Here is a 20,484-nt window from a genome sequence, read left to right on the forward strand (position 1 = left end):
GATATCAGCGCAAAGTGCAGCGATAGTCGGCTACCCGCCCTTCGTGTCGACACCAAGCCTTGTGCCGCGCCGGACATGTCCGGCAGCTAAGGGCTGAAGCCCCTAGCGTGAGCGGCAGGCAACATAAAGTCTGCTTTGATGAGGCCGTCCACAAATAGGCGTATCGAGGTCTAGGAGGCAACGTTCTTCTGATCTTGTCCGGAAAAACGACTTCTGTTAGCCAAATGTTCTTGCCTCCGGGGTCGATGTCTCTCATTGTGTCAGAAAAATACCCAGATTGCGCTTCGTTTTTCTGGTCGAGCGAGGATACCACATGAATGAGTTTGAACTTCTGCTTCAGAAGGCCGGTCTGTCGGTTTCTGAAGCGGCTAAGCTGCTTGGCTACTCCGAAGGTCATGTATATCGCTGGAAACGTGGTGATGAACCCGCACGGGAAGCTGCTCTCAAAACCCTCCGAATGACAGTTGATGCCAAGAGGCCGTCAGAAGGTGCACCAGCTTTCTCGTTCATTGATCTTTTCGCAGGGATCGGCGGGTTGCGCAAGGCTATGGAAAGCATCGGCGGGCGGTGTGTCTTTACATCGGAATGGGACCGTTTTGCCCAGCAGACATACGACGCAAACTATAGAGACAATCGCCCAATTGAAGGGGATATCCGCGAGATCAGTGCGGATAGTATTCCGGAACACCAGGTGCTTGTGGCGGGCTTTCCCTGCCAGCCGTTTTCAATCGCTGGGGTGTCTAAGAAAAATGCGCTTGGCCGTGCGCATGGTTTCAAAGATGAGACACAGGGGACGCTGTTTTTTGACGTGTTGCGTATCCTTCAGCACCACAGGCCAGCAGCGTTTCTGCTTGAGAATGTCAAGAACCTGCGCAGCCACGATAAGGGTCGTACATTCGAAGTGATCATGCGAAAACTGCGCGACGAACTTGGATATTTCGTGCCAGAACCGCGGGTTGTTGATGCAGGACACTTCGTACCACAGCACCGGGAACGTATCGTCATTGTCGGGTACCGAAAGGACGTACCTTTTAGCTTCGATGACATCTCACTCCCGCCCTATGGCAACAAGCGTATGCGCGATATTCTGCACCCGGAAGATGGCACCGAAGATCCGGAAGGCCATTTCACGCTTGGCAACGACGCGACCGTCAATAGCAAGTACGTGCTGACTGACAAACTTTGGGCTTACCTGCAAAATTACGCGGCGAAACATAAGGCCAAGGGAAACGGGTTTGGGTTTGGACTTGTTGACGGCGACAGTATCGCCCGGACGCTATCAGCCCGGTACTACAAAGACGGGTCGGAAATCCTTGTCAGCCGCGGCGAAGGCAAAAATCCCCGCAGGCTGACACCCAGGGAATGTGCCCGTCTGATGGGCTATCCGGAGGATTTTCAGATCCCCGTATCTGACACGCAGGCCTACAAACAGTTTGGCAATTCCGTCGCAGTACCCGTATTTTCAGAGGTCGCACGAGCTATGGAGCCGCACATCAGGCATCTGATCGAAGAAGAGCAAAAAATCCCGGAAGTTGCTGTTGCCTGATGTACACGACAAGACAACGCGTAGCCGGAACATGGCAGCCATCCGTGGCCGCGATACCAAACCAGAATTGATCGTAAGGCGCGGGCTTCATGCCCGCGGCTTTCGTTTCAGGCTTCATGCCAAAAACTTGCCGGGCAGGCCCGACCTGGTATTCCCGAAACATCGCGCGGTCGTACTTGTAAACGGCTGCTTCTGGCATGGTCACGACTGCCCGCTCTTCAAATGGCCAGCAAGCCGCGAGCAGTTCTGGCACGACAAGATCAGTGCAAATATTGAACGCGATATCAGGAACAGGGCGGCATTGGAGACCGAGGGCTGGCATGTGGCAGTTGTTTGGGAATGCGCGCTGAAGGGAAGGGGCAAAACAGACGCGGGAGATGTGATTGACTCTCTCTCCCATTGGTTGCTGACTGCCGACACTGAGCTCGTGATTGAGGGCTTCCGCTGAACTAAAGGAGTAGCGCTTTTGTCGGGCCGTGGATTTCTTTCAAAATACTTTATTGGTGCTGCAGCGAAAAGCCTTAGGGGAACTGAAGTCGACCCCAAAGTCTCGCGAGGTCATGAGTTTCAGGGTGTAGATGTATTCCGAGCATTTGTCGGCATTCCTGCTGATCGTGAAATTGTCCCTCTCACCTACCTCTGGATGGATGACAGCGGAGAGGATCCTGTTAGCCTTGAGCTGACCGGAACGTGGTATAATAGCCGAAAACGACAGCCGCACCGGACACCCGAATACCGCCTTTACTATCCTGCAGCCGCGGAACCCATCGTTTATCGTGCGAAGGAAAACGATACGCTTTTCCTCTGCATGACGGCGAGCAGAAAGGTTCTGGCGATACTGTGTCCGGTAGGGAGTTCGATCGAGCAGAAATTGCTTTGGCTGTTTGGCCTATCCCTGACCAGCGACTTTGAGTTGTCTCAGCGCGATATTGTTGAAGAAGGTGGGCGAGATATCGATTTCGCGGCGCGATTTGTCCTTGAAGAAATCGGGATAGAAGCTGAAGAACCAACGCCAGCCGCGTTCGACCAACTCCTGAAAAAGTTCGGCTTGGTCTTCCCGTCCACAGCCAAGCTCTCCAAGTTCGCGCGAGACACGCTGAAGAACGTCGACCCTCTGGCTGAGCCAGACAAGACCTTGATGGCATGGATGGAACATGAAGAGGCATTGTTTCGCCACATGGAAAAGGAAGTACTGGCAGAGCGTTTGAGAGCAGGATTCGCTTCAGGAAACGAAGTGGATGTAGATGGTTTCCTGAAGTTCTCACTAGGCGTGCAGAACCGTCGAAAATCGAGGGTGGGCTATGCTTTTGGCCACCATATCGAGGCTGTCTTGCAAGCAAATTCTGTACGCTACAAGCGTGAGGCCACCACCGAAAAACGAAATGCCGCGGACTTTCTGTTTCCAGGCGAAGAAGAATATACCGACCTGGCGTTTCCTACGGCCAGACTGACCATGCTCGCGGCCAAGACAACCTGTAAAGATCGCTGGCGGCAGGTTTTGGCTGAGGCCGACCGGATCAACGAGAAACATTTGCTGACTTTGGAGCCGGCCATTTCAAGAACGCAGACGGATGAGATGCGAAAGCAGAGCCTGAGGTTGGTGCTGCCGCAAGCAATTCATCAATCCTATCATGAAGATCAGCAAGGTTGGCTGCTGAGCGTAGAAAACTTTCTCGATGTAATCCGGTCCAGAGAGTGAATTTCTCTGCGCTGACCCAAGAGTCTTGGCACAAGCGCGGCTGTTGGTTGAGGTGCTTTGCGATACTGGATCGTTTCAAATGAGGCAAACTATCGCGCCCCCCATTCTCCGTTCGTTCTTGTTCTGTCTGGGGGGCATATATTCAATAGACCGCTGTAATTCGGCTATTTCCGCTGAATTCAAAATCCCCCGCTGGTGACAGCGTGCCGGTTCGAGTCCGGCCTTGGGTACCATCGCAAAGCATTGTTTTTGCTTGAGAAAGCCGCCGGTGACAAAACCGGCGGCTTTTCCTTTTCACCAAGTGGCAGATGAGACCCACACCCGACACGCTCCGTCGCCAGCTTCACAGCCGCGATATTGAAGGCGAGGGCGTACGCCGTGGCGTCCAATTCACAGTTCAGTATCACGGTCACGATCTGTCCTTCGTGTCTACGACATCGGCAGTCGGCGACTTTGGGATCAGACCGTTCCACAAATCCACACCCTTTCGCTTGCCGCGACTGCGCGGCACTGCCACAGTTTACCAAGCGGCAATAGGGGTAAATCGTGACGGCACCTCTTCTTATCAGAAACAAGAACTACCGCCTTCTCCTGGGCGCCGGCACCTTGAGCAATCTTGGCGACGGGCTGGTCTTGCTCGCACTCCCCTGGCTTGCAACATTGATGTCACAAAACCCTGTGGCGATTGGTGCGGTAGCGGCGGCCAGTCGGCTGCCCTGGCTGCTTTTTGCGGTGCCGGCGGGCGTCGTTATCGACAATGCTGAACACAACAGGCTGATCGCCAAAGCTGATCTTGTGCGTGCGATCATCGCGTTGGCGATCCTTATGCTGGCCGTGAACCAGCCCGCAGAGGGCGCAGTCTGGGTGCTGGCGGGGCTCGCGTTCGTCTTGGGCTCTGCGGAAGTGCTGAGAGACAATGCGGCTCAGACGATGCTTCCGTCCATCGTCGACTCAAAAGACCTGGAGGCGGCCAATGGTCAACTCTGGAGCAGCGAGCAACTGACAAACCAGTTTATCGGACCGCCCCTGGCCGGGGTTCTGATCGCGGCAGGCATTGGCATCCCCTTTGGTGTTGACGCTGCCTTGCTGGTCTTGTCGGCCGGTTTAATCTGGATGATTTCACTCGCTCCACGGACGCGGCGCAAGACACGTTTTCGCAAGGCTTTGATGGAAGGGATCGCCTTTATGCGTTCCGATTCCCTATTGCTGCGACTTGCCGTTGTGTTGGGGGTCGCAAATTTCATCGCGACGGCCACGATCACAATTCAGGTGCTTTTTGCGCAAGATGTTCTGGCCATGTCTGCCTACGCTTATGGGCTGGTCTTGTCTGTCGCCGCCCTAGGGGCCGTCACGGGCAGCCTGCTTGCCCCAAAGCTTGTTGTGCTCTTCGGAACTCAACGGTGCCTGTATCTGTCGATTGCGACCTGGGGCATTGGCTATGAATCTATCGGGCTTAGCCATTCTGGATTGGTAATGTCCGCTGCGCTGTTCTTTGTGATGGCGGCAGCCATGCTATGGAACGTTATCACAGTGTCCTGGCGGCAAAGGCGTATTCCGCCCGCGTTGCTTGGACGGGTCAACAGTATTTACCGTTTCTTCGGATGGGGATCGATGCCATTTGGTGCCATGGCTGGCGGGCTTCTCGTCTCAGTCTTGGAGCAGGAACTCGGGCGGGAAATCGCGTTGCGCGCTACATTTATCTGCGCCGGAGCGGCATGTGCGGTTTTGCTCGCCTACGCATTGGCGAAACTCCGTTTGGAATAGTCAAGCGGACCCTCCTTTGGGCCAATCTAAAGGCCGCAAGGTCCCACAACTCTTCCGGTCGATGGGGGTGGGGGGAGTGCACCAGCAGCGAAGGGCACCATTTGAGGGTGGGCTGGACCGTGGCATCACCCGCTCATGCTTGGCAAAAGCCTTGGGTTGGCAAATGGCGCTATTTGCGGCTCGCTGCTATCGGGGATCGCCGATCTGGGAGCGGGTTTTGCGTTTGACCTGCGAGGGGGTGACGCCGAAGGTCCGACGGAATGCTGTCGCGAAATTGCTGGCGGCGCTGTAGCCGCTGAGTTCGGCCGCTGTTTCGATACTGATATGCCCGCGCTCCAGATCTTCGCGGATCTGGTGCAGGCGCAGGTGGCGGACATGTTCGAGGGGGGATCGCCCATAGGCGGACTGCACCAGACGCCTGAGACTGGATTGACTGAGTCCGGCTTCGGTGGCCAGTTGCCGCAGCGAGGGCAGGGCGCCGAAGGCTCTCGCCAGATCCTCGATCCGGCGAAGTTGCTTGCATTCGCGGTCCGATAACGCCCGACCTGCGGGAACGAGCGAGGGCGTCGTGCCGAGGGTTTCAAAACTGCGCCCCAAGAGCGCCAGTGAGGTCGCTTCGGCCTGCAGCCGCACAAGCGGCGAGGTAAACCCTTCGAACCGCGCCAAGGTTTCCAGCGCGGCCACATCTTCGGGGCTCGCCAGCCATTCCATCCGCTGCCCGCCCTTGGCCCGGGCGGTGCCGGGCAAGGCGAACCCATAGGTATCGAGCCAGGCATGCGACATCTGGATGCTGACCTTGCGGACATATTCATTTTCATGCGACTGCCGCGTGAAGGACTGGGTTTCGTCAATCGCCGTCAGGACCAGCCGGACCGGTTCTCCGTTGCGCCGCCCCAGGTTCATCGGTTTGCCGTCAAGGCGGGCGTCGGTGCTGCCTTCGAGAAAGCAATGCAGGACCGCGCCGGGCGGACGCTGCCCATCGACCGCAAAGGCCTGCCGCGCGGTTGCGTTCAATGTGTGCAGGCCAAGCCCGGCCTGTAGCTGCACAGCCGTCACAAGCCCGTCAAAGACCTGCGGCTTGGGCCGTTCGGCTGGGGTGAACCAGTCGAGCTTGCGTTTGAAATCCGTCGCGGTCTGGGTGGGGAAAGCGGACCCTGTCATCTCGTCGCCAAATCTAGTGAACTCATGGCCCGATTGGCTGAAGGACGCAGGATTTGCACATCTGGCAAATGTTTTTGACCATCTCGCAAAGGTCACCGTCTGGCTGGGGCACCTGTCAGTCTATAGAGTTCCCAACAGTTATAGTCAACTTTTCAAGGAACGTCTCATGTCGCGGAAGCCCCTGCGCCTTACAATGCTTGCCGGAACCGCATTGTCCACGTCTCTTCTGGCCCAAACCGTGGTTGCCCAAGAAGAAAACGTCATCGTGCTCGAACCGATCCGGATCCAGGCCCCCGCCTCGCAAAGCGTGCTTGGCAACGATGAAATCACCCAGGAACAGATCGAAGCGCGCAACCCTGCCTCCACCAGGGAGGTCTTTGCCGGCGAAAGCTCCGTGACCACGGGTGGCGGCGCGGCCATTGCGCAAAAGGTGTTTGTCAACGGGATCGAAGAAAGCCTGTTGTCGGTTACCATTGATGGGGCACGCCAGAACAAGTCGGCGTTCCACCACACGGGCAACGTCCTGTTGGACCCTGAATTGCTGAAATCTGTCGGCATCACCAAGGGGCTCGCCCCGGCAGATGCAGGCCCCGGTGCGCTGGCCGGGTCGATTGCATATGAGACCAAGGATGCGGATGATCTGCTGGAGGAGGGCGATCCGTTCGGCGGGCTGTTCACGCTTGGCACCACCTCCAATGGAACCAAGCTCGACACCTCCCTGTCGCTCTTCGGGCGTTCGGGCAGCCTGGAGTACTTGCTGAGCGCCACCCGTCGCACCGGCGACGACTACGAAGATGGCGATGGCAATGAAGTGCTCGGGACCCAGGCCGATCTGACTGATTTCGTCGGCAAGTTCGCCTATGAGAGCCTTGAGGGGCATCGCCTCGAATTCGCCGCCTCGCGCACCGAGGACACAGGACTGCGGGCCGCTCAGGCGGGGCCGGGCGGGATCTTGTTCATCCGGCCGGACTTTTCCGGGATCACCTCCGGACCCAGCGTTCTTGCCGAAGGCCTGTCGCGCCGCACGTCTTATACGCTGACCTACAACAACACCCAGCCTGCCGGGCAATGGGATCCGACATTCCAACTGAGCCACAACGAGCAGGAAATCGACGCGATCGGGGTATATGGCACCAACAAGAGTCTCTCCGGGACCTTCAAGAACAGCTTTGCCATTGCGGGCGGTTCGGTGACGGCGGGGCTCGATTTCTTCCGCGAAACCGCAGAGGGCGAGGGCCGCGGCCCGGGTCCCTTTGGCAGTTCAGGCAAGGAAGAGCTGAACAATATCGGTCTGTTTGCACAGGCGCGTCAGGATCTGGGCGACCGGTTCTCTGTCAGCTACGGGGCCCGGTTTGATAGCCAGGACTTCACTGCGGCCGATGGAACCGAGTTCTCCGACAACGGGTTGAGCGTCAACGGTGCGGTCGATGTCGTCCTGTCGGACACCTGGAGCCTGACCGCCGGGCTTGCCTCCAGCTGGGGCGGCTATGAACTGGGTGAAGCGGCGCTGGTCAATTTCGGCACCGCCTGGGATTATACCGGCTTTGCACCGTCGCGTGCCACCTCCGGTCGGATCGGTCTGCGCTATGACAACGGTCCCTGGAAGGTCAGCGCGGCCCTGTTCCAAACGAAAGTCAAGGATATTGCCGCCGTCCTGCCGACCGACGGGGCGCGGGGGGCGTTGTCTGACCTGACCAGTCGCGGCTTTGACGCCTCTGCCGAATACAACTGGCTGTCGGGATTTGCGCGGGTCAACTGGACCTATGCCGATGTCGAGCTGAACGAAGCGGTGATCGGCACCACCGATTATTACCTCGGTCGTCCGGTCGGGCATGTGATCGCGCTGGAAGGCGGCTGGACCATTGACACCCAATGGCGTGTCGGCGGCACGGCGGAGATCGCGCTGGAAAATGACGACGCCGCGACCGTCCTGCCGGCCTATGAGGTGTTCAATGTTTACGCCGCCTACCGTCCGCGCAACATCGACAATCTTGAAATCCGTCTGGATGTGCAAAATCTGCTGGATGCCACCTACCAGAGCCGCAGCTCTGATGGGGTCGGCTCCACCCGGGTGATCGCGCTGAACGAACCGGGTCGCACCTTCGGGCTGACAGCGCGGCTTCGGTTCTGACGCCACCGGTATCTGCCTCGTCGGCGGAGGGCGCCAGTCGCCCTCCGTCCTTCTTTCTTCCAGCGAAAAGCCAGATCTCTATGTATACGCAAACCGGCCATTTCCCGACATCTCACGCCAGCAAATACCTGCAACAGCTGTGCAAACACTTTGCCCATAAGGTGGAGGTGACCTTTGATACCGAGCGGGGGGAGGTCGCCTTTCCCTTTGGCCGGGCAGAGTTGCGCGCCACGGACGACGCCCTGCATGCCACGGTCTGCGCGCAGGAGGCGGAGGTGCTGGTGCGGGCCCGGGCGGTGATAGATTCCCACCTCAAGACCTTTGCATTCCGGGAAGATTTTACCGAGATGACCTGGGACACACCGGCGCAGGAATAGCTGCGATTACGGCCCCACACCGGCCCGCCACTCCGCGGCATAGGCCTCTAAACCCTGCGTGTCCTCAGGAACAAAGGGCGCGCTGTCCGGTGGCTCTGCCGTAGAATCCGCCAGAAGCGCCGCCCCGATACTGGTCCCGGTCGCGGTGCTGGACGTGCGCACCGGACGGCCGGTCGCCGCCCCCAGCATCGACAGATAAAGCGGGTTGCGCGCAAACGGACCCTCGACGGTGGTGCAGCCCGCGGCCCCGATCAGCGACAGACATTCGGCTGTCATCAACGCAAGATACCAGGGCAGGGCGACGCCTTTTTGTTGCGGCGTCAGGTCCGGGCGGCTCCATCCGCCGACCCGTTCTGGAAACGGGCCAGAGCCCCGCGCGGTCGCGGGCCAGAGAAACACACGGTCGTCCAGAACCCGCGCGATGTCCGCAGGCGTCGGCGCCGCGATTTCGGAACGGAGTTGTTCATATTCCCGCCCGCCCATAAATCGGGCCGAAGGCGTCGGCTGTCCCAGAGCATTCACATTGATCAATGTATCCCGCTCCGGATCCAGCGACGCCGGCGCGCCGCCCACGGCCATTGTCACCACCCATGTGCCGGTGGACACGACAGAAAACGCCCCCTGCCGCAGGCGCAAATGGGGCAATAGCGATGCGTTGCTGTCATGAATTCCGGAATGCACCGGCGTGTCCGGCGCAAGCCCCGTGGCCGCGACCACCTCGCGGGTGATGACCCCGGCGATGTCGCTGGCCGCCGCAAGGGGCGCCATACGCAGCCCGAGCTGCGCTGGCAGATCCGAAAAACGGTGATCTTGCGGCACCCAGAGATCGGTATGGCAGCCAAGCGACGTCGGCTCGGTCGCGTAGTGGCCGGTCAACCGACCGGACCAATATTGCGGATAGCTGACGACCTGCGACACCCGCTCGCGCAGATCGGGCTGCGTGTGCAGCAGCCAGTGCAATTGCGCCCCCACATTGAGCCCCATCGGCAATCGCGGCGCGCCGGTGGCGGCAAAGGCCGGGCGGATCTTGTCATAAGCAGCGGCCAGTGCATCCGGTCCGTCGTGTTCGTAATCCAGCACCGGACAGGCCAGCGCGCCGGTGTCCGACAACAGAACGAAACAGGCACCATGGGTCGTGACGCTGATGCTGTCGATGCCATATTCGCGATGGACCTTGCGCAGGCTGTCGAGAAAAAAAGCCCAAAGACCTTCGGTATCGAAATGCGGATAGGGCGGGCCTGGCAACACCGTATTGGGCCGCGTCAGCACCGCAATTTCCTGCATTGTGTCGGTCGCGACCAGCGCCAGTTTCGCGTTGGTCTTGCCCAGATCAAGGACGGCTACATGGGGCATGGTTGGCTCATGACAGGTGGAACATCGGTTGCAGCGGCAGGGCGACCGGTTCGTTGTTGGGCAGTGTTTCCATGATGTCGGCCATATGGGACCACCAGCGTTGCATGATCTCACTCTGCGGCAGCTGGTCCATGGTATGATCGTCGCGACGCCAGAGCACCGCGAACAGAACATGGCTCTGCTCGTCCAGGTAAATGGAATAATCCGAGATGCCTGCCTGCTTCAGCAGCGTCACCAGCTCTGGCCAGATTTCGTCATGGCGACGCTTGTATTCTGCTGCCTGACCGGCGTGCAGTTTCATGGTGAAGGCGTATTTTTCCACTATGATCTCCACATTTTCCACAGGCGTGGCAGTGCGATGACGCCGATCAGCATGCAGCCGATAAAGATCGACATAACGATGCCTGGCACATTCAACAGCCCGAGCCCGAAGGTGACCAGCCCCATGACGAAGGCCGCGATGACCACCCCCGGAATGGACCCGGATCCGCCGAGGATCGAAATGCCACCCAGAACCACCATGGTGACCACCTCCAGTTCCCAGCCAAAGCCGATCGACGGGCGGGTACTGCCGAGCCGCGAGGTCAGGCAGATCGCCGCCACCCCGGACATCAGCCCGGTCAACAGGAACAAGGTGAACTTGACCCGTCCCACCCGGATCCCGGAGAACTGCGCGGCGGTGGGGTTGTTGCCGATGGCAAAGATGGCGCGGCCAAAGTTGGTGCGGTGCAGCAGGACGTAGTAAACCAGCGCAAACAGCACAAAAAGGACAAATTCAAAAGAGATCACCCAGAACACGTAGCCCTGTCCGAAATAGGTGAAATCCGCCGGATAACTGCGATAGGCCCCATCGCCCAGCACGATATAGCTGATGCCGCGAAACAGGCTCATGGTGCCGATGGTCACCACGATGGACGGCAGCCCAAGTCGGGTGACCAGCGTCCCGTTGAAGGCGCCGCACAGCAGACCCGTCACCAGGCCGACCAGCACAAGCGCCGGTGTGCCAAACCCGGCCGTGGCCGCCGCCCCCATGGCGGTCGAGGCCAGCGCGATGATGGAGGCCACCGACAGGTCGATCTCGCCCGACACGATGAGCAGCGCCATGGCAAAGGCGATCATCGCCTTTTCGGTAAAATTGAACGTCGCGTCGCTGAGGTTCCAGGCGTTGAGGAAATAGGGCGAGGCAAAACTGTTGGCGATAAAGATCGCAATTGCCACGATCAACAACAGCAACTCCCAGCTTTGCAGCAACCGCGCGGATCTGCTTTGCAAACGGTCCGGGATCTGACGGACGGACGGATCTGTGCTGAGATCGCTCATGCGGTGGCTCCTTCGGCCTGGGCGCTGCGCAGGATGATACGGCCCTTGGCCCGCGCGTTGCGTACATTCAGGGTGACAGCGACAATGATTGCGGTGCCGGAAATCGCCATCTGCCAGAAGGGAGAGATATCGACCACCGGCAGGGCGTTTTTGACAATTCCGAGAAAGAGCGCCCCGAGGATAGTGCCGAGGATCGTCCCCGCGCCACCGGCAATCGAAATGCCGCCGATCACACAGGCGGCCACGACCTCCAGCTCGAAGCCGCCGGCAATATCGACATAGGCCACCGCATAGCGCGCAACCCAAAGATAACCGGTCAGCCCGGCCAGGGCCCCGGACAGGGTGAAGGCCCAAAACTGGGTCTTGCCAACATCAATCCCGGTGTAGATGGCGGCATGCGGATTGCCGCCAACGGCGTAAAACGCGCGCCCCAGCGGTGTCCGCGCGATCATCACCGCCACCAGAACCGCCACCAGCAGGCCAAACCAGGCCAACACCGGCAGCCCGAGGACCGTTGACCGGGGAAAGCCGGTGAATGAGGCGCTCATCTCATGGGCATTGACCCAGGCGCCGTCGGAAATCAGAAAGATGATGCCGCGAAAGATCGTCATGGTGCCAAGGGTGACCACGATTGACGGGATCGCGAGCTTCCAGACCAGAAGCCCGTTCAACGCCCCCATGAACGCCCCGAGGGCGACGGCAAGCAACAGGATCGCAGCGACTGGCAGGCCCGGCATGGCTGCGTTCAGCATCGCACAGACCATCCCGGTCAACGCAAGGTTCGCAGCAACAGACAGATCAATACAGCGGGTCAGGATCACCACGGTCTGTCCCAGTGCAAGGATCAGCAGCGGCGATGTGTCGGTAAATACCCGCACCAGGTTGGCGGGCGCCACAAACGCGGGAAACCGACTGGCGATGAGGAAGAGCAGCAACAGGATGGCCGCGCCGAGCATCGCCTCGCGGGATTTCAGAAATGTCATCATGGCTGTTTTTCTCCAATACCGGCGGCGTGCCGCACCAGCGTTTCCGGCGTGAGCGCGTCACCCTCAAGCTCTGCGGCGATCAGACCTTCGCGCATCACGATCACCCGATCCGACATCCCCATGATCTCGGGGATTTCGGAACTGACCATGATCACCGACAGCCCCTCCGCCGCCAGTTCCGCCATGAAGGCATGCACCGCCGCCTTCGAGCCGATGTCGATGCCTTTGGTCGGCTCATCTAGGATGATGACCTTGGGCTTGGTCGCCAGCCATTTGGCGATCACCACCTTCTGCTGATTGCCACCTGACAAATTGCCGACATCCTGATCCAGTGCTGCGGCCCGCAGGTCGAGCCGCTGGGTATAGTGGCGGGCCAGATCGAATTCTTCCGCCAGGCGCAGGAAACCGTTGCGAGAGGTTTGCGACAGCGAGGGCAGGGTGACGTTCTGATAGATCGGCAGGCCGATAACCGCACCCTGTTTGCCGCGATCTTCGGGCACGTAGACTATGCCGTTGCTGACAGCATCGGCGGGGGATCGGATCACCTTGATGGTGCCGTCGATTTTCACAACGCCCTTGGACGGGCGGGTGATGCCGACCAGGGACTGCATCACCTCAGAACGCCCCGCCCCGACCAGACCGTAGAATCCCAGGATTTCGCCCCGACGCAGGGTGAACCCGATATCGGCAAATTCGGTCGGATGGGAATATCCCACCACCTGCAACACCTCGTCGCCGGGCGATTTCTGACGCTGCGGGAAAATCTGGTCCACGTCGCGGCCCACCATCATCCGCACCAGATCCGCTTCGTTGACCTCTGACATCAGTCCAGAACCGACATGGGTGCCATCCCGAAACACGGTATAGCGATCTGCAATGCGAAAGATTTCGTCGAACTTGTGGCTGATGAACAGGATCGCGCGGCCTTCGGACTTCAGCCGTTCGACCAGGTCATAGAGCTCTTCGATTTCCTTGTGAGACAGGGCGGCAGTGGGCTCGTCCATGACCACGACACGGGCCTCGGCAGACAGGGCGCGCGCGATGGCCACCAGGTGTTTCGACGCAATGCCAAGGTCGCGCAGCAGCATGTCCGGTTCCAGGTCGGCATCAATCCGTGTCAGGATGTCCCGGGCCTGCTGGCGCATGCGGGCCCAGTCGATCAGGCCGAACCGGCTGCGCGGGGCATGGCCGATAAAGATGTTCTCGGCCACCGTCAGCTCGTCAAACAGCACCGTTTCCTGATGGATCGCGGTGATCCCGGCCGCAGCGGCGTCCTGGGCGGTTGCAAAATGCACCGGCTCGCCCGACACCCGGATCTCGCCGGCGTCAGGTTGGTAGATCCCGGTCAATGTCTTCACGATGGTGGATTTTCCGGCACCGTTTTCACCGATCAGCGCAGTGACCTGGCCGGGATAGAGGTCCAGCGACACATCCGACAGCGCCTTGACCCCCGGAAAGGTCTTGGTGATCCCGGAAAGGGCCAGGATCGGCTCATCGCCCGCTGCAGGCGCGCCGAATTGTCGGGACTCGACGCTCATCTGCATCGTTTCCTCCATCATTGGATGTGGTTTCAGGTGGTCCCGGCAGGACCTGTGGCGCTGCCGGGACTGGTAGGCAGATTACGAAACGTGGATCAGAAGATATCCTTGAACGCGTCGATGTTGCTTGCGTCATAGACGAAGGGATCCGCCATCGCGCCTTCGGCGTTCTCATCCAGTGTCAGCGTGCCCATGCGGCCCATCGGGATGCTCGCACCCGGCGCTGCCTCGGCGGCCTCGGTTGCCAGCTGATAGGCGAGGTAAGTCGCGGAATAGCCGAGATCAATCGGGTTCCAGATCGCAAAGGATTTGGACGCACCGCTGGCAATCGCACCGGCCATTTCCGACGGAAGACCAAGGCCGGTGACGTTGACTTCGCCAATCTTGCCTGCATCCTCGACCGCGCGGGCGGCGGCCACGATCCCGACCGAGGTCGGCGCAATGATTGCGTCGAGATCAGGATAGGTCTGCATCAGGCCGGTGGCCTCGCGGTAGGATTTATCCGCCAGGTCGTCGCCGTAGACAGTGCCCACGACCTCGATGCCTTCGTAGTCGCCCAGCACCTTGTTCATCTCTTCGATCCAGATGTTCTGGTTGGTCGAGGTGGTGGTGGCCGAAAGCACCGCCACTTTGCCGCCCTCAGGCAGCTCATCCGCGGCCATCTTGATGATCATGTTGCCAATCAGCGGGTTGGAAGAGGGGTTCAGGTGCAGTTGCCGCCCTTCGGGTGCGACCCCGGAATCCCAGGAAATGACCGTGATACCACGCTGCATCGCCTTTTTCAGCGCCGGCACCAGGGCATCGGTGTCGTTGGCGGATACGGCAATGGCATCGACCTGCTGTGCGATCAGGGAATTGATCACTTCGATCTGGCCCTCGGCGGTGGTGTCGGTGGGACCGGTATAGATCACCTCGACATTGCCCAGCTCTTCTGCCGCTTCTTCGGCGCCTTTGGCTGCGGCCTCGAAAAAGCCGATGCCGAGCGCCTTGACCACCAGCGCGATGCGGATGGGGTCTTCTTGCGCCTGGGCCGCGCCTCCGGCCAGAAGGGCCGCTGCCATCGCTGCGCCGCCAAACAGTCTCCGTGTCAGTGTCATTCTCAAATCCTCCCTTTGAGTAAGTGTGAACGCTATCCTGCGTTCGATGATTGCGCGGCACTCCCTTGCGCCACGATCAGCCGGATTTCTGCCGCCTCCAGCATGGAAGCCGCCCGGTCCGTGATTCCTTCGTCCGTGATCACCACGTCAATCCGATCCAGCGGGCAGAGCACCAGACTGGAGCGGTTCTCAAATTTGGAACTGTCCGCCAGAACGACCAGCTCGTCCGCTTGCCCGATCAGTTTTTCTTCGGCCTGGATCAGCAAGGGGTCGCCTTCCATCAGGCCAAGAGGGCCCAGCCCATGTGCGCCCATGAACATGCGCCGGGCATAGAAATGCCGGGTCATGTCATTGTCAAATGGCGACAGGATAATGTTCTGTTCGCGGTAGATCGCGCCGCCCGGCAGCATCACGGTGTTCTTGGAGTGACGCAGCAGGTGTTCGGCGATCGGAAAACTGTTGGTGAGCACCTGCAGCCGACGATTGACCAGCGGATGCACCATCTGAAAGGTGGTCGTGCCGCCATTGATGATGATCGGATCGCCATCGTCACAGAGCGCGACCGCCTCTTTGGCGATGGCCTGCTTGGCCTCCGCGTTGATCGCCTGGTTGACGCTGAATGGCCGCCCCGCCAGTCCCGGCAGGGCCGGGGGCGTCAGCGCCTCCGCCCCGCCACGCACCCGGCGCAGGCGTTTCTTGGCATCAAGTGTCGCGATATCACGGCGGATCGTGGCCTCGGAGGTTTCTGTCAAGGCGACAAGTTCCCCCACCGTGGCGATGGGGCGTTCCTGTACAGCCGATAGAATGATCCTGTGGCGCTCCGTCTCGTGCATTGTGTCCTCCCGTTCCATGCAGAATGCCCGAAATTCTCATTCGGTCAATCATTTTCTTTCAGTTTCGATCATACTGCGGTGCAGCATGACTGTTTGTGATTGGTTTTGGTTGACTCCCGTTGCAAAGTTTCGCAAGGATCGGTCAAGCAAGTTGCCGCATCTTGCGGTGTTTCAGGGAGGATGACCATGTTGACCCGTGCCGAAAATCGGCTTCAAAACCTGTGGGATGATGCGCGTGCCGAGGGCATGTCCGAGCCCGAAAAACTGCTTTATCGGTCCAATCTTCTCGGGTCCGACAAGCGAATCACCAACTATGGCGGCGGCAATACCTCTGCCAAGGTGACCGAAACCGACCCGCTGACCGGCGCCCCTATCGAGGTGCTCTGGGTCAAGGGATCCGGCGGCGATGTCGGCTCGATCAAGATGGACGGTTTCGCGACCCTCTATATGGACAAGCTGAACGCGCTGAAGGGCAAATACCGCGGCGTCGAATTTGAAGACGAAATGGTTGGCTATCTGCCCCATTGCACCTTCAACCTGAACCCGCGCGCGGCATCCATCGACACGCCACTGCATGCCTATGTGCCGAAAAAACACGTCGATCACATGCATCCCGATGCGATCATCGCGATTGCTGCTGCGAAAAACTCCCGCGCGCTGACGCAAGAGATTTTCGGCGCCGAGATCGGCTGGTTACCGTGGAAGCGTCCGGGCTATGAGTTGGGTCTGTGGCTGGAAGAGTTCTGCGAGAAAAACCCCAACGCCAAGGGCGTCGTGCTGGAAAGCCACGGCCTGTTCACCTGGGATGACGATGCCAAGGCCTGCTACGAGCTGACGCTTGATATCATCCAGCGGGGCATGGATTGGTTCGCCGAACGGACCGCAGGACAGCCCGGTTTTGGCGGCGCCGTTCATCAGAGCCTTGACCCACAGGCCCGGCGCAGCGTCGCGGCGCGGCTGATGCCGGCCATTCGCGGATTTGTCTCCGGCAACCAGCATATGGTCGGTCATTTTGACGACAGCGACACGGTGCTTGAATTCGTCAACGCCAGGGACATGCGCGCGCTGGCCGCCCTGGGAACCTCTTGCCCGGACCATTTCCTGCGCACAAAAATCTGCCCGCTGGTGCTCGACTTTGATCCCGCCAAGGGCAATATCGACGAGGTCCTGACCAATCTGCCCGAGCAGATCGCCCAGTATCGCAACGACTATGCGGCCTATTACGACCGCTGCAAACATGACGACTCGCCCGCCCTGCGTGACCCGAATGCTGTGGTCTATCTGGTGCCCGGCGTCGGTATGATCACCTTTGCCAAGGACAAGGCCACGGCCCGGATCTCTGGCGAATTCTACACCAATGCGATCAACGTGATGCGCGGCGCCTCGGCGGTGTCTGAATACGTCGGCCTGCCGGAACAGGAGGCCTTTGACATCGAATACTGGCTGCTGGAAGAGGCCAAGCTGCAGCGGATGCCAAAGCCCAAGGGAATGGCGGGCCGGGTTGCGCTGGTCACCGGCGGCGCGGGTGGCATCGGCACGGCCACCGCAGAACGCTACCTGCGCGAAGGCGCTTGCGTGTTGCTGGCCGATATCAATACCGAAAGCCTGACCGCCACGCAGGAGGCCTTGGTGCAGAAATATGGCCGCGACGTCGTCCGGATCGCCGAGATGAACGTGACGGATGAGGCGGCCGTGGCCCAGGCCTATGCGGATCTTGCGGTCGAATTCGGTGGCCTCGACATTCTGGTGTCCAACGCCGGGATCGCGTCGTCGGCCCCGGTCGAGGAAACCAGCCTGGCGCTGTGGCAAAAGAACATGGACATCCTGTCGACGGGCTATTTCCTGGTCTCGCGCGAGGCGTTCAAGGTGATGCGGGTGCAGGATATCGGCGGGGCGATTGTCTTTGTCGCCTCCAAGAACGGGCTTGCCGCTTCGCCCAATGCCTCCGCTTATTGCACCGCAAAGGCGTCGGAAATCCACCTTGCCCGCTGCCTTGCGCTGGAGGGCGCGGAGGTCGGGATCCGCGTCAATGTGGTCAATCCGGACGCGGTGCTGCGCGGGTCGAAGATCTGGGAGGGCGAATGGCTGGAGCAACGGGCCTCGACCTATGGCACCGACAAGGGCGGGCTGGAAGAAATGTACCGCAACCGGTCGCTGCTGAAACGGTCTGTGCTGCCTGAGGATATCGCCGAGGCAGCCTATTTCCTGGCATCGGATCAATCCGCCAAATCGACCGGCAATATCGTGAACGTGGATGCAGGCAACAAGGAAGCCTTTACCCGCTGATTGGCATGAGGCGGCCATTGCGCCGCCTCGACACCGGCCCATGAACGATCGGAGGTTCCGATCCCAGTAAAGTTCCCGGAGGAAACATGAGTTACCAAGACGCGCGCGAGGCCTTTGCCGCATGGGGGGTCGACACGGAACTCGCCTTGACCGCCCTGGCGCAGATCCCGATTTCGGTTCACTGCTGGCAAGGCGACGATGTCAGAGGGTTTGAGAAACAGCAGGGCACCTCTGGCGGTGGCATTCAGGCGACGGGAAACCATCCCGGCCGGGCCCGCACCCCGGATGAGCTGCGCGCGGATCTGGAATTTGCCTATTCCATGATCCCGGGCAAGCACCGTCTCAATCTGCATGCCTTCTACCTCGACACGCAAGAGACGCCAGACCGGGACGAGATCGAATTTCGCCACTTTGCCCCTTGGGTCGAGTGGGCGGGCGAGACGGGCATCAAGCTTGATTTCAACCCGACCTTTTTTGCCCATGAAAAGGCCGACGACAACCTGACGCTTGCCCATCCCGACGCGGGCATTCGCGATTTCTGGATCGAACACGGCAAGCGCTGTCGCGAGATCGCCGCCAAGATGGGGGCGGCCCAGGGCGGCGAGGTGGTGAACAACATCTGGGTGCCGGACGGGTCAAAGGACAACCCGGTCGACCGCATGGGGGCGCGGCGTCGGCTCGAGGCCTCGCTGGATGCGATGTTTGCCCCGGCGCATGACCGGGCGCATTTGCTGGACGCGGTCGAAAGCAAGCTGTTCGGGATCGGGGTCGAGGCGATGACGGTCGGCAGCCATGAATTCTACCTGGGCTATGCAATCCGGAACAACACCGCCCTTTGCCTGGATATGGGCCATTTCCATCCGACCGAGAATGTCGCCGACAAACTTTCGGCGGTGGCGCTCAGCGTGCAGGATATTCTGCTGCATGTCTCGCGCCCGATGCGCTGGGACAGCGATCATGTGATCCTGCTGGACGACAGCATCCGGGCCATGGCGCAGGAGCTGGTCTTTGGCGGGCTCTTGCAGCGCACCCGGATCGGGCTGGACTTTTTCGACGCCACCATCAGCCGCACAGCGGCCTGGGTCATCGGCGTCCGCAACATGCAAAAGGCCTTGCTCGAGGCGCTTCTGGCACCGCAAGAGCGGCTGAAACAGGCCGAGACCGCGCGGGATTATACAACGCGGCTGGTTCTGACCGAGGAGTTGAAAGACCTGCCCTATGCCGCCATCTGGGCCGAGTTCTGCGCCCGTCAGGATCGTCCGACGGGCGCGCTGCTGGTCGACAGTCTGGCGCGGTACCAGGCTTCTGTCACGGACAGAGGGTGACAGGCCCCGGCTGGCCCGCGGCGGGTAATCTTGGGTGGTGCCGCCGGGCATTGTTTGCGGTCTTACGATGGCGCGTCAGCGAGTTTGGCGAGCAGTCGCGCAAGCTCTGCCGCTTCGTTCGGTGACAGTCGGTCTTCGACGCAATGCAACAGCGTTTCGGCGTAGACCGGCCACATCTTTTGTCGGGTCCGCAGGCCCAGCTCGGTCAGATGGACAATCTGGCCACGCCCATCATCGGCTGCCTCGTGGCGGTCGATCAGCTGTGCCGCCTCCAACCGGTCGAGCAGCCGGGACAGGCTGTATTGCGGCAACAACAACCGCTCCTTTAGGGCGAAGGGCCGTATCCCAGACGGGCCGGCTTTTTCAAGCTCCAGCAACGCGTCATACCAGCTCAACTGCGGCAATCCCGCTGTTTTCAGGGCCCGTTCGATGGTCTCCAGCACCCTTCGGTTGGCGGTAACCAGCGCGGTCCAGGCCGCGATCGTATGTTGGTTTGGCACGCTCATGCCTCAGAATAGACCAAAAGATGCAGCTGCATCAAGATTGACATCTGGCTTTCCAACGCCAATATACATGCAATTGCATTTACATTGGAGCGCGAGATGAACCTTCACCTGATGAGCCACGCACTGTGTCCCTATGTGCAGCGGGCGGCGATTTCTCTTTTTGAAAAGGACGTCGCGGTTGAACGCACGACCATCGACCTGGCCCGCAAACCGGACTGGTTCCTGGCGCTGTCCCCCTTGGGAAAAACGCCGGTTCTGACCGTGGAGGGTCAACCCATCTTTGACTCCGTTGCGATCCTTGAGTTTCTGGAAGAGAGCCAAACGCCGCCGCTCCATCCCGCTGACCCCGTGGTGCGGGCCCAGCATCGCGGATGGATTGCCTTCGCCTCTGAAATGCTGAACGACATTGCCGGCTTTTATGGGACCAGCGACCCGACAGTTTTTGACCAGAAGATCGCGGCCATGACCCGGAAAGTGCGACGACTTGAAGACCAGTTAAGCGCCGGGCCCTATTTCAATGGCGCGACGTTTTCGCTGGTCGATGCGGCATTTGCGCTGGTTT

Annotated in this window: 18 protein-coding genes; 9 read left to right on the forward strand and 9 right to left on the reverse strand. The window is 59.9% G+C overall.

Going from position 1 to position 20,484, the window contains the following annotated elements; translation table 11 throughout:
- The first annotated feature begins 313 nt into the window (after window positions 1-313).
- The 4 genes from dcm (at window position 314) to TRIHO_RS16740 (ending at window position 5,009) form a co-directional block, all read left to right on the forward strand.
- Window positions 314-1,546 carry a DNA (cytosine-5-)-methyltransferase gene (gene dcm / locus TRIHO_RS16725; RefSeq protein WP_068246240.1) on the forward strand — a complete coding sequence of 411 codons (1,233 nt, stop codon included), beginning with the start codon at window positions 314-316 and terminating at the stop codon, window positions 1,544-1,546.
- On the forward strand, window positions 1,539-1,994 hold the full coding sequence (locus TRIHO_RS16730) for a very short patch repair endonuclease (protein ID WP_068246303.1): 456 nt from the start codon (window positions 1,539-1,541) through the stop codon (window positions 1,992-1,994). The genes dcm and TRIHO_RS16730 overlap by 8 nt, the downstream gene beginning before the upstream one ends.
- 18 nt (window positions 1,995-2,012) lie before the next feature.
- Complete coding sequence (locus tag TRIHO_RS16735) at window positions 2,013-3,245, forward strand: type II restriction endonuclease (RefSeq protein ID WP_068246243.1); 1,233 nt, start codon at window positions 2,013-2,015, stop codon at window positions 3,243-3,245.
- 546 nt (window positions 3,246-3,791) lie between these two features.
- Window positions 3,792-5,009, forward strand: coding sequence for an MFS transporter (locus tag TRIHO_RS16740; protein WP_068246246.1), 1,218 nt, complete (start codon window positions 3,792-3,794; stop codon window positions 5,007-5,009).
- A 186-nt stretch (window positions 5,010-5,195) separates the two neighbouring features.
- On the opposite strand, the gene TRIHO_RS16745 is transcribed toward TRIHO_RS16740, so the two are convergent.
- Entirely contained in the window at window positions 5,196-6,170 is a 975-nt protein-coding gene (locus TRIHO_RS16745) for a helix-turn-helix transcriptional regulator (RefSeq protein WP_068246249.1), read from the reverse strand.
- Between the two features lie 166 nt (window positions 6,171-6,336).
- On the opposite strand from TRIHO_RS16745, the gene TRIHO_RS16750 reads away from it, so the two are divergent.
- Both TRIHO_RS16750 and TRIHO_RS16755 read left to right on the forward strand, forming a co-directional pair.
- Window positions 6,337-8,301 (forward strand): TonB-dependent receptor domain-containing protein, encoded by a 1,965-nt coding sequence (locus TRIHO_RS16750; protein WP_082705178.1) that lies wholly within the window; start codon window positions 6,337-6,339, stop codon window positions 8,299-8,301.
- 80 nt (window positions 8,302-8,381) lie between these two features.
- Window positions 8,382-8,678 (forward strand): DUF2218 domain-containing protein, encoded by a 297-nt coding sequence (locus TRIHO_RS16755; RefSeq protein WP_068246252.1) that lies wholly within the window; start codon window positions 8,382-8,384, stop codon window positions 8,676-8,678.
- A 6-nt stretch (window positions 8,679-8,684) separates the two neighbouring features.
- Here TRIHO_RS16755 and TRIHO_RS16760 read toward each other — a convergent pair whose 3' ends face one another.
- From TRIHO_RS16760 to TRIHO_RS16790, 7 genes are all read right to left on the reverse strand, one after another.
- Window positions 8,685-10,031, reverse strand: coding sequence for an FGGY-family carbohydrate kinase (locus TRIHO_RS16760; protein WP_068246255.1), 1,347 nt, complete (start codon window positions 10,029-10,031; stop codon window positions 8,685-8,687).
- A 7-nt stretch (window positions 10,032-10,038) separates the two neighbouring features.
- Window positions 10,039-10,353: an L-rhamnose mutarotase gene (rhaM, locus tag TRIHO_RS16765; protein WP_207498712.1), complete on the reverse strand. Its 315-nt coding sequence runs from the start codon at window positions 10,351-10,353 to the stop codon at window positions 10,039-10,041.
- Window positions 10,353-11,351 carry an ABC transporter permease gene (locus tag TRIHO_RS16770; RefSeq protein WP_068246259.1) on the reverse strand — a complete coding sequence of 333 codons (999 nt, stop codon included), beginning with the start codon at window positions 11,349-11,351 and terminating at the stop codon, window positions 10,353-10,355. Before TRIHO_RS16770 ends, rhaM begins: the two co-directional genes overlap by 1 nt.
- On the reverse strand, window positions 11,348-12,334 hold the full coding sequence (locus tag TRIHO_RS16775; protein ID WP_408646196.1) for an ABC transporter permease: 987 nt from the start codon (window positions 12,332-12,334) through the stop codon (window positions 11,348-11,350). Before TRIHO_RS16775 ends, TRIHO_RS16770 begins: the two co-directional genes overlap by 4 nt.
- Window positions 12,334-13,881 carry a sugar ABC transporter ATP-binding protein gene (locus TRIHO_RS16780; RefSeq protein WP_068246318.1) on the reverse strand — a complete coding sequence of 516 codons (1,548 nt, stop codon included), beginning with the start codon at window positions 13,879-13,881 and terminating at the stop codon, window positions 12,334-12,336. The genes TRIHO_RS16775 and TRIHO_RS16780 overlap by 1 nt, the downstream gene beginning before the upstream one ends.
- Window positions 13,882-13,970: 89 nt before the next feature.
- Entirely contained in the window at window positions 13,971-14,972 is a 1,002-nt protein-coding gene (gene rhaS / locus TRIHO_RS16785) for a rhamnose ABC transporter substrate-binding protein (protein ID WP_068246265.1), read from the reverse strand.
- 32 nt (window positions 14,973-15,004) lie between these two features.
- Window positions 15,005-15,805 carry a DeoR/GlpR family DNA-binding transcription regulator gene (locus TRIHO_RS16790; protein ID WP_068246320.1) on the reverse strand — a complete coding sequence of 267 codons (801 nt, stop codon included), beginning with the start codon at window positions 15,803-15,805 and terminating at the stop codon, window positions 15,005-15,007.
- 186 nt (window positions 15,806-15,991) lie between these two features.
- Between TRIHO_RS16790 and TRIHO_RS16795 the strand changes: the two genes are divergently transcribed.
- Together TRIHO_RS16795 and TRIHO_RS16800 are read left to right on the forward strand one after the other, a co-directional pair.
- Window positions 15,992-18,091, forward strand: coding sequence for a bifunctional rhamnulose-1-phosphate aldolase/short-chain dehydrogenase (locus TRIHO_RS16795; RefSeq protein WP_106406203.1), 2,100 nt, complete (start codon window positions 15,992-15,994; stop codon window positions 18,089-18,091).
- Between the two features lie 86 nt (window positions 18,092-18,177).
- Window positions 18,178-19,416: an L-rhamnose isomerase gene (locus TRIHO_RS16800; protein ID WP_068246275.1), complete on the forward strand. Its 1,239-nt coding sequence runs from the start codon at window positions 18,178-18,180 to the stop codon at window positions 19,414-19,416.
- Window positions 19,417-19,478: 62 nt separating this feature from the next.
- Here TRIHO_RS16800 and TRIHO_RS16805 read toward each other — a convergent pair whose 3' ends face one another.
- Window positions 19,479-19,916, reverse strand: coding sequence for a MarR family winged helix-turn-helix transcriptional regulator (locus tag TRIHO_RS16805; protein ID WP_232367817.1), 438 nt, complete (start codon window positions 19,914-19,916; stop codon window positions 19,479-19,481).
- Window positions 19,917-20,018: 102 nt separating this feature from the next.
- Here TRIHO_RS16805 and TRIHO_RS16810 point away from each other — a divergent pair.
- The coding region (locus TRIHO_RS16810; protein WP_068246286.1) for a glutathione S-transferase family protein at window positions 20,019-20,484 on the forward strand (466 nt) is incomplete at its 3' end.

Source organism: Tritonibacter horizontis, assembly GCF_001518015.1.
GTDB classification, from domain to species: domain Bacteria; phylum Pseudomonadota; class Alphaproteobacteria; order Rhodobacterales; family Rhodobacteraceae; genus Epibacterium; species Epibacterium horizontis.

Bases quoted from the DNA above. Each gene is read 5' to 3' on its own strand.
- TRIHO_RS16760 (WP_068246255.1), bottom strand. From the start codon at position 10,031: ATGCCCCATGTAGCCGTCCTTGATCTGGGCAAGACCAACGCGAAACTG.
- TRIHO_RS16790 (WP_068246320.1), bottom strand. From the start codon at position 15,805: ATGCACGAGACGGAGCGCCACAGGATCATTCTATCGGCTGTACAGGAA.
- TRIHO_RS16795 (WP_106406203.1), top strand. From the start codon at position 15,992: ATGTTGACCCGTGCCGAAAATCGGCTTCAAAACCTGTGGGATGATGCG.
- TRIHO_RS16800 (WP_068246275.1), top strand. From the start codon at position 18,178: ATGAGTTACCAAGACGCGCGCGAGGCCTTTGCCGCATGGGGGGTCGAC.
- dcm (WP_068246240.1), top strand. From the start codon at position 314: ATGAATGAGTTTGAACTTCTGCTTCAGAAGGCCGGTCTGTCGGTTTCT.
- TRIHO_RS16780 (WP_068246318.1), bottom strand. From the start codon at position 13,881: ATGCAGATGAGCGTCGAGTCCCGACAATTCGGCGCGCCTGCAGCGGGC.
- TRIHO_RS16750 (WP_082705178.1), top strand. From the start codon at position 6,337: ATGTCGCGGAAGCCCCTGCGCCTTACAATGCTTGCCGGAACCGCATTG.
- TRIHO_RS16755 (WP_068246252.1), top strand. From the start codon at position 8,382: ATGTATACGCAAACCGGCCATTTCCCGACATCTCACGCCAGCAAATAC.
- rhaS (WP_068246265.1), bottom strand. From the start codon at position 14,972: ATGACACTGACACGGAGACTGTTTGGCGGCGCAGCGATGGCAGCGGCC.
- TRIHO_RS16745 (WP_068246249.1), bottom strand. From the start codon at position 6,170: ATGACAGGGTCCGCTTTCCCCACCCAGACCGCGACGGATTTCAAACGC.
- TRIHO_RS16770 (WP_068246259.1), bottom strand. From the start codon at position 11,351: ATGAGCGATCTCAGCACAGATCCGTCCGTCCGTCAGATCCCGGACCGT.
- TRIHO_RS16775 (WP_408646196.1), bottom strand. From the start codon at position 12,334: ATGACATTTCTGAAATCCCGCGAGGCGATGCTCGGCGCGGCCATCCTG.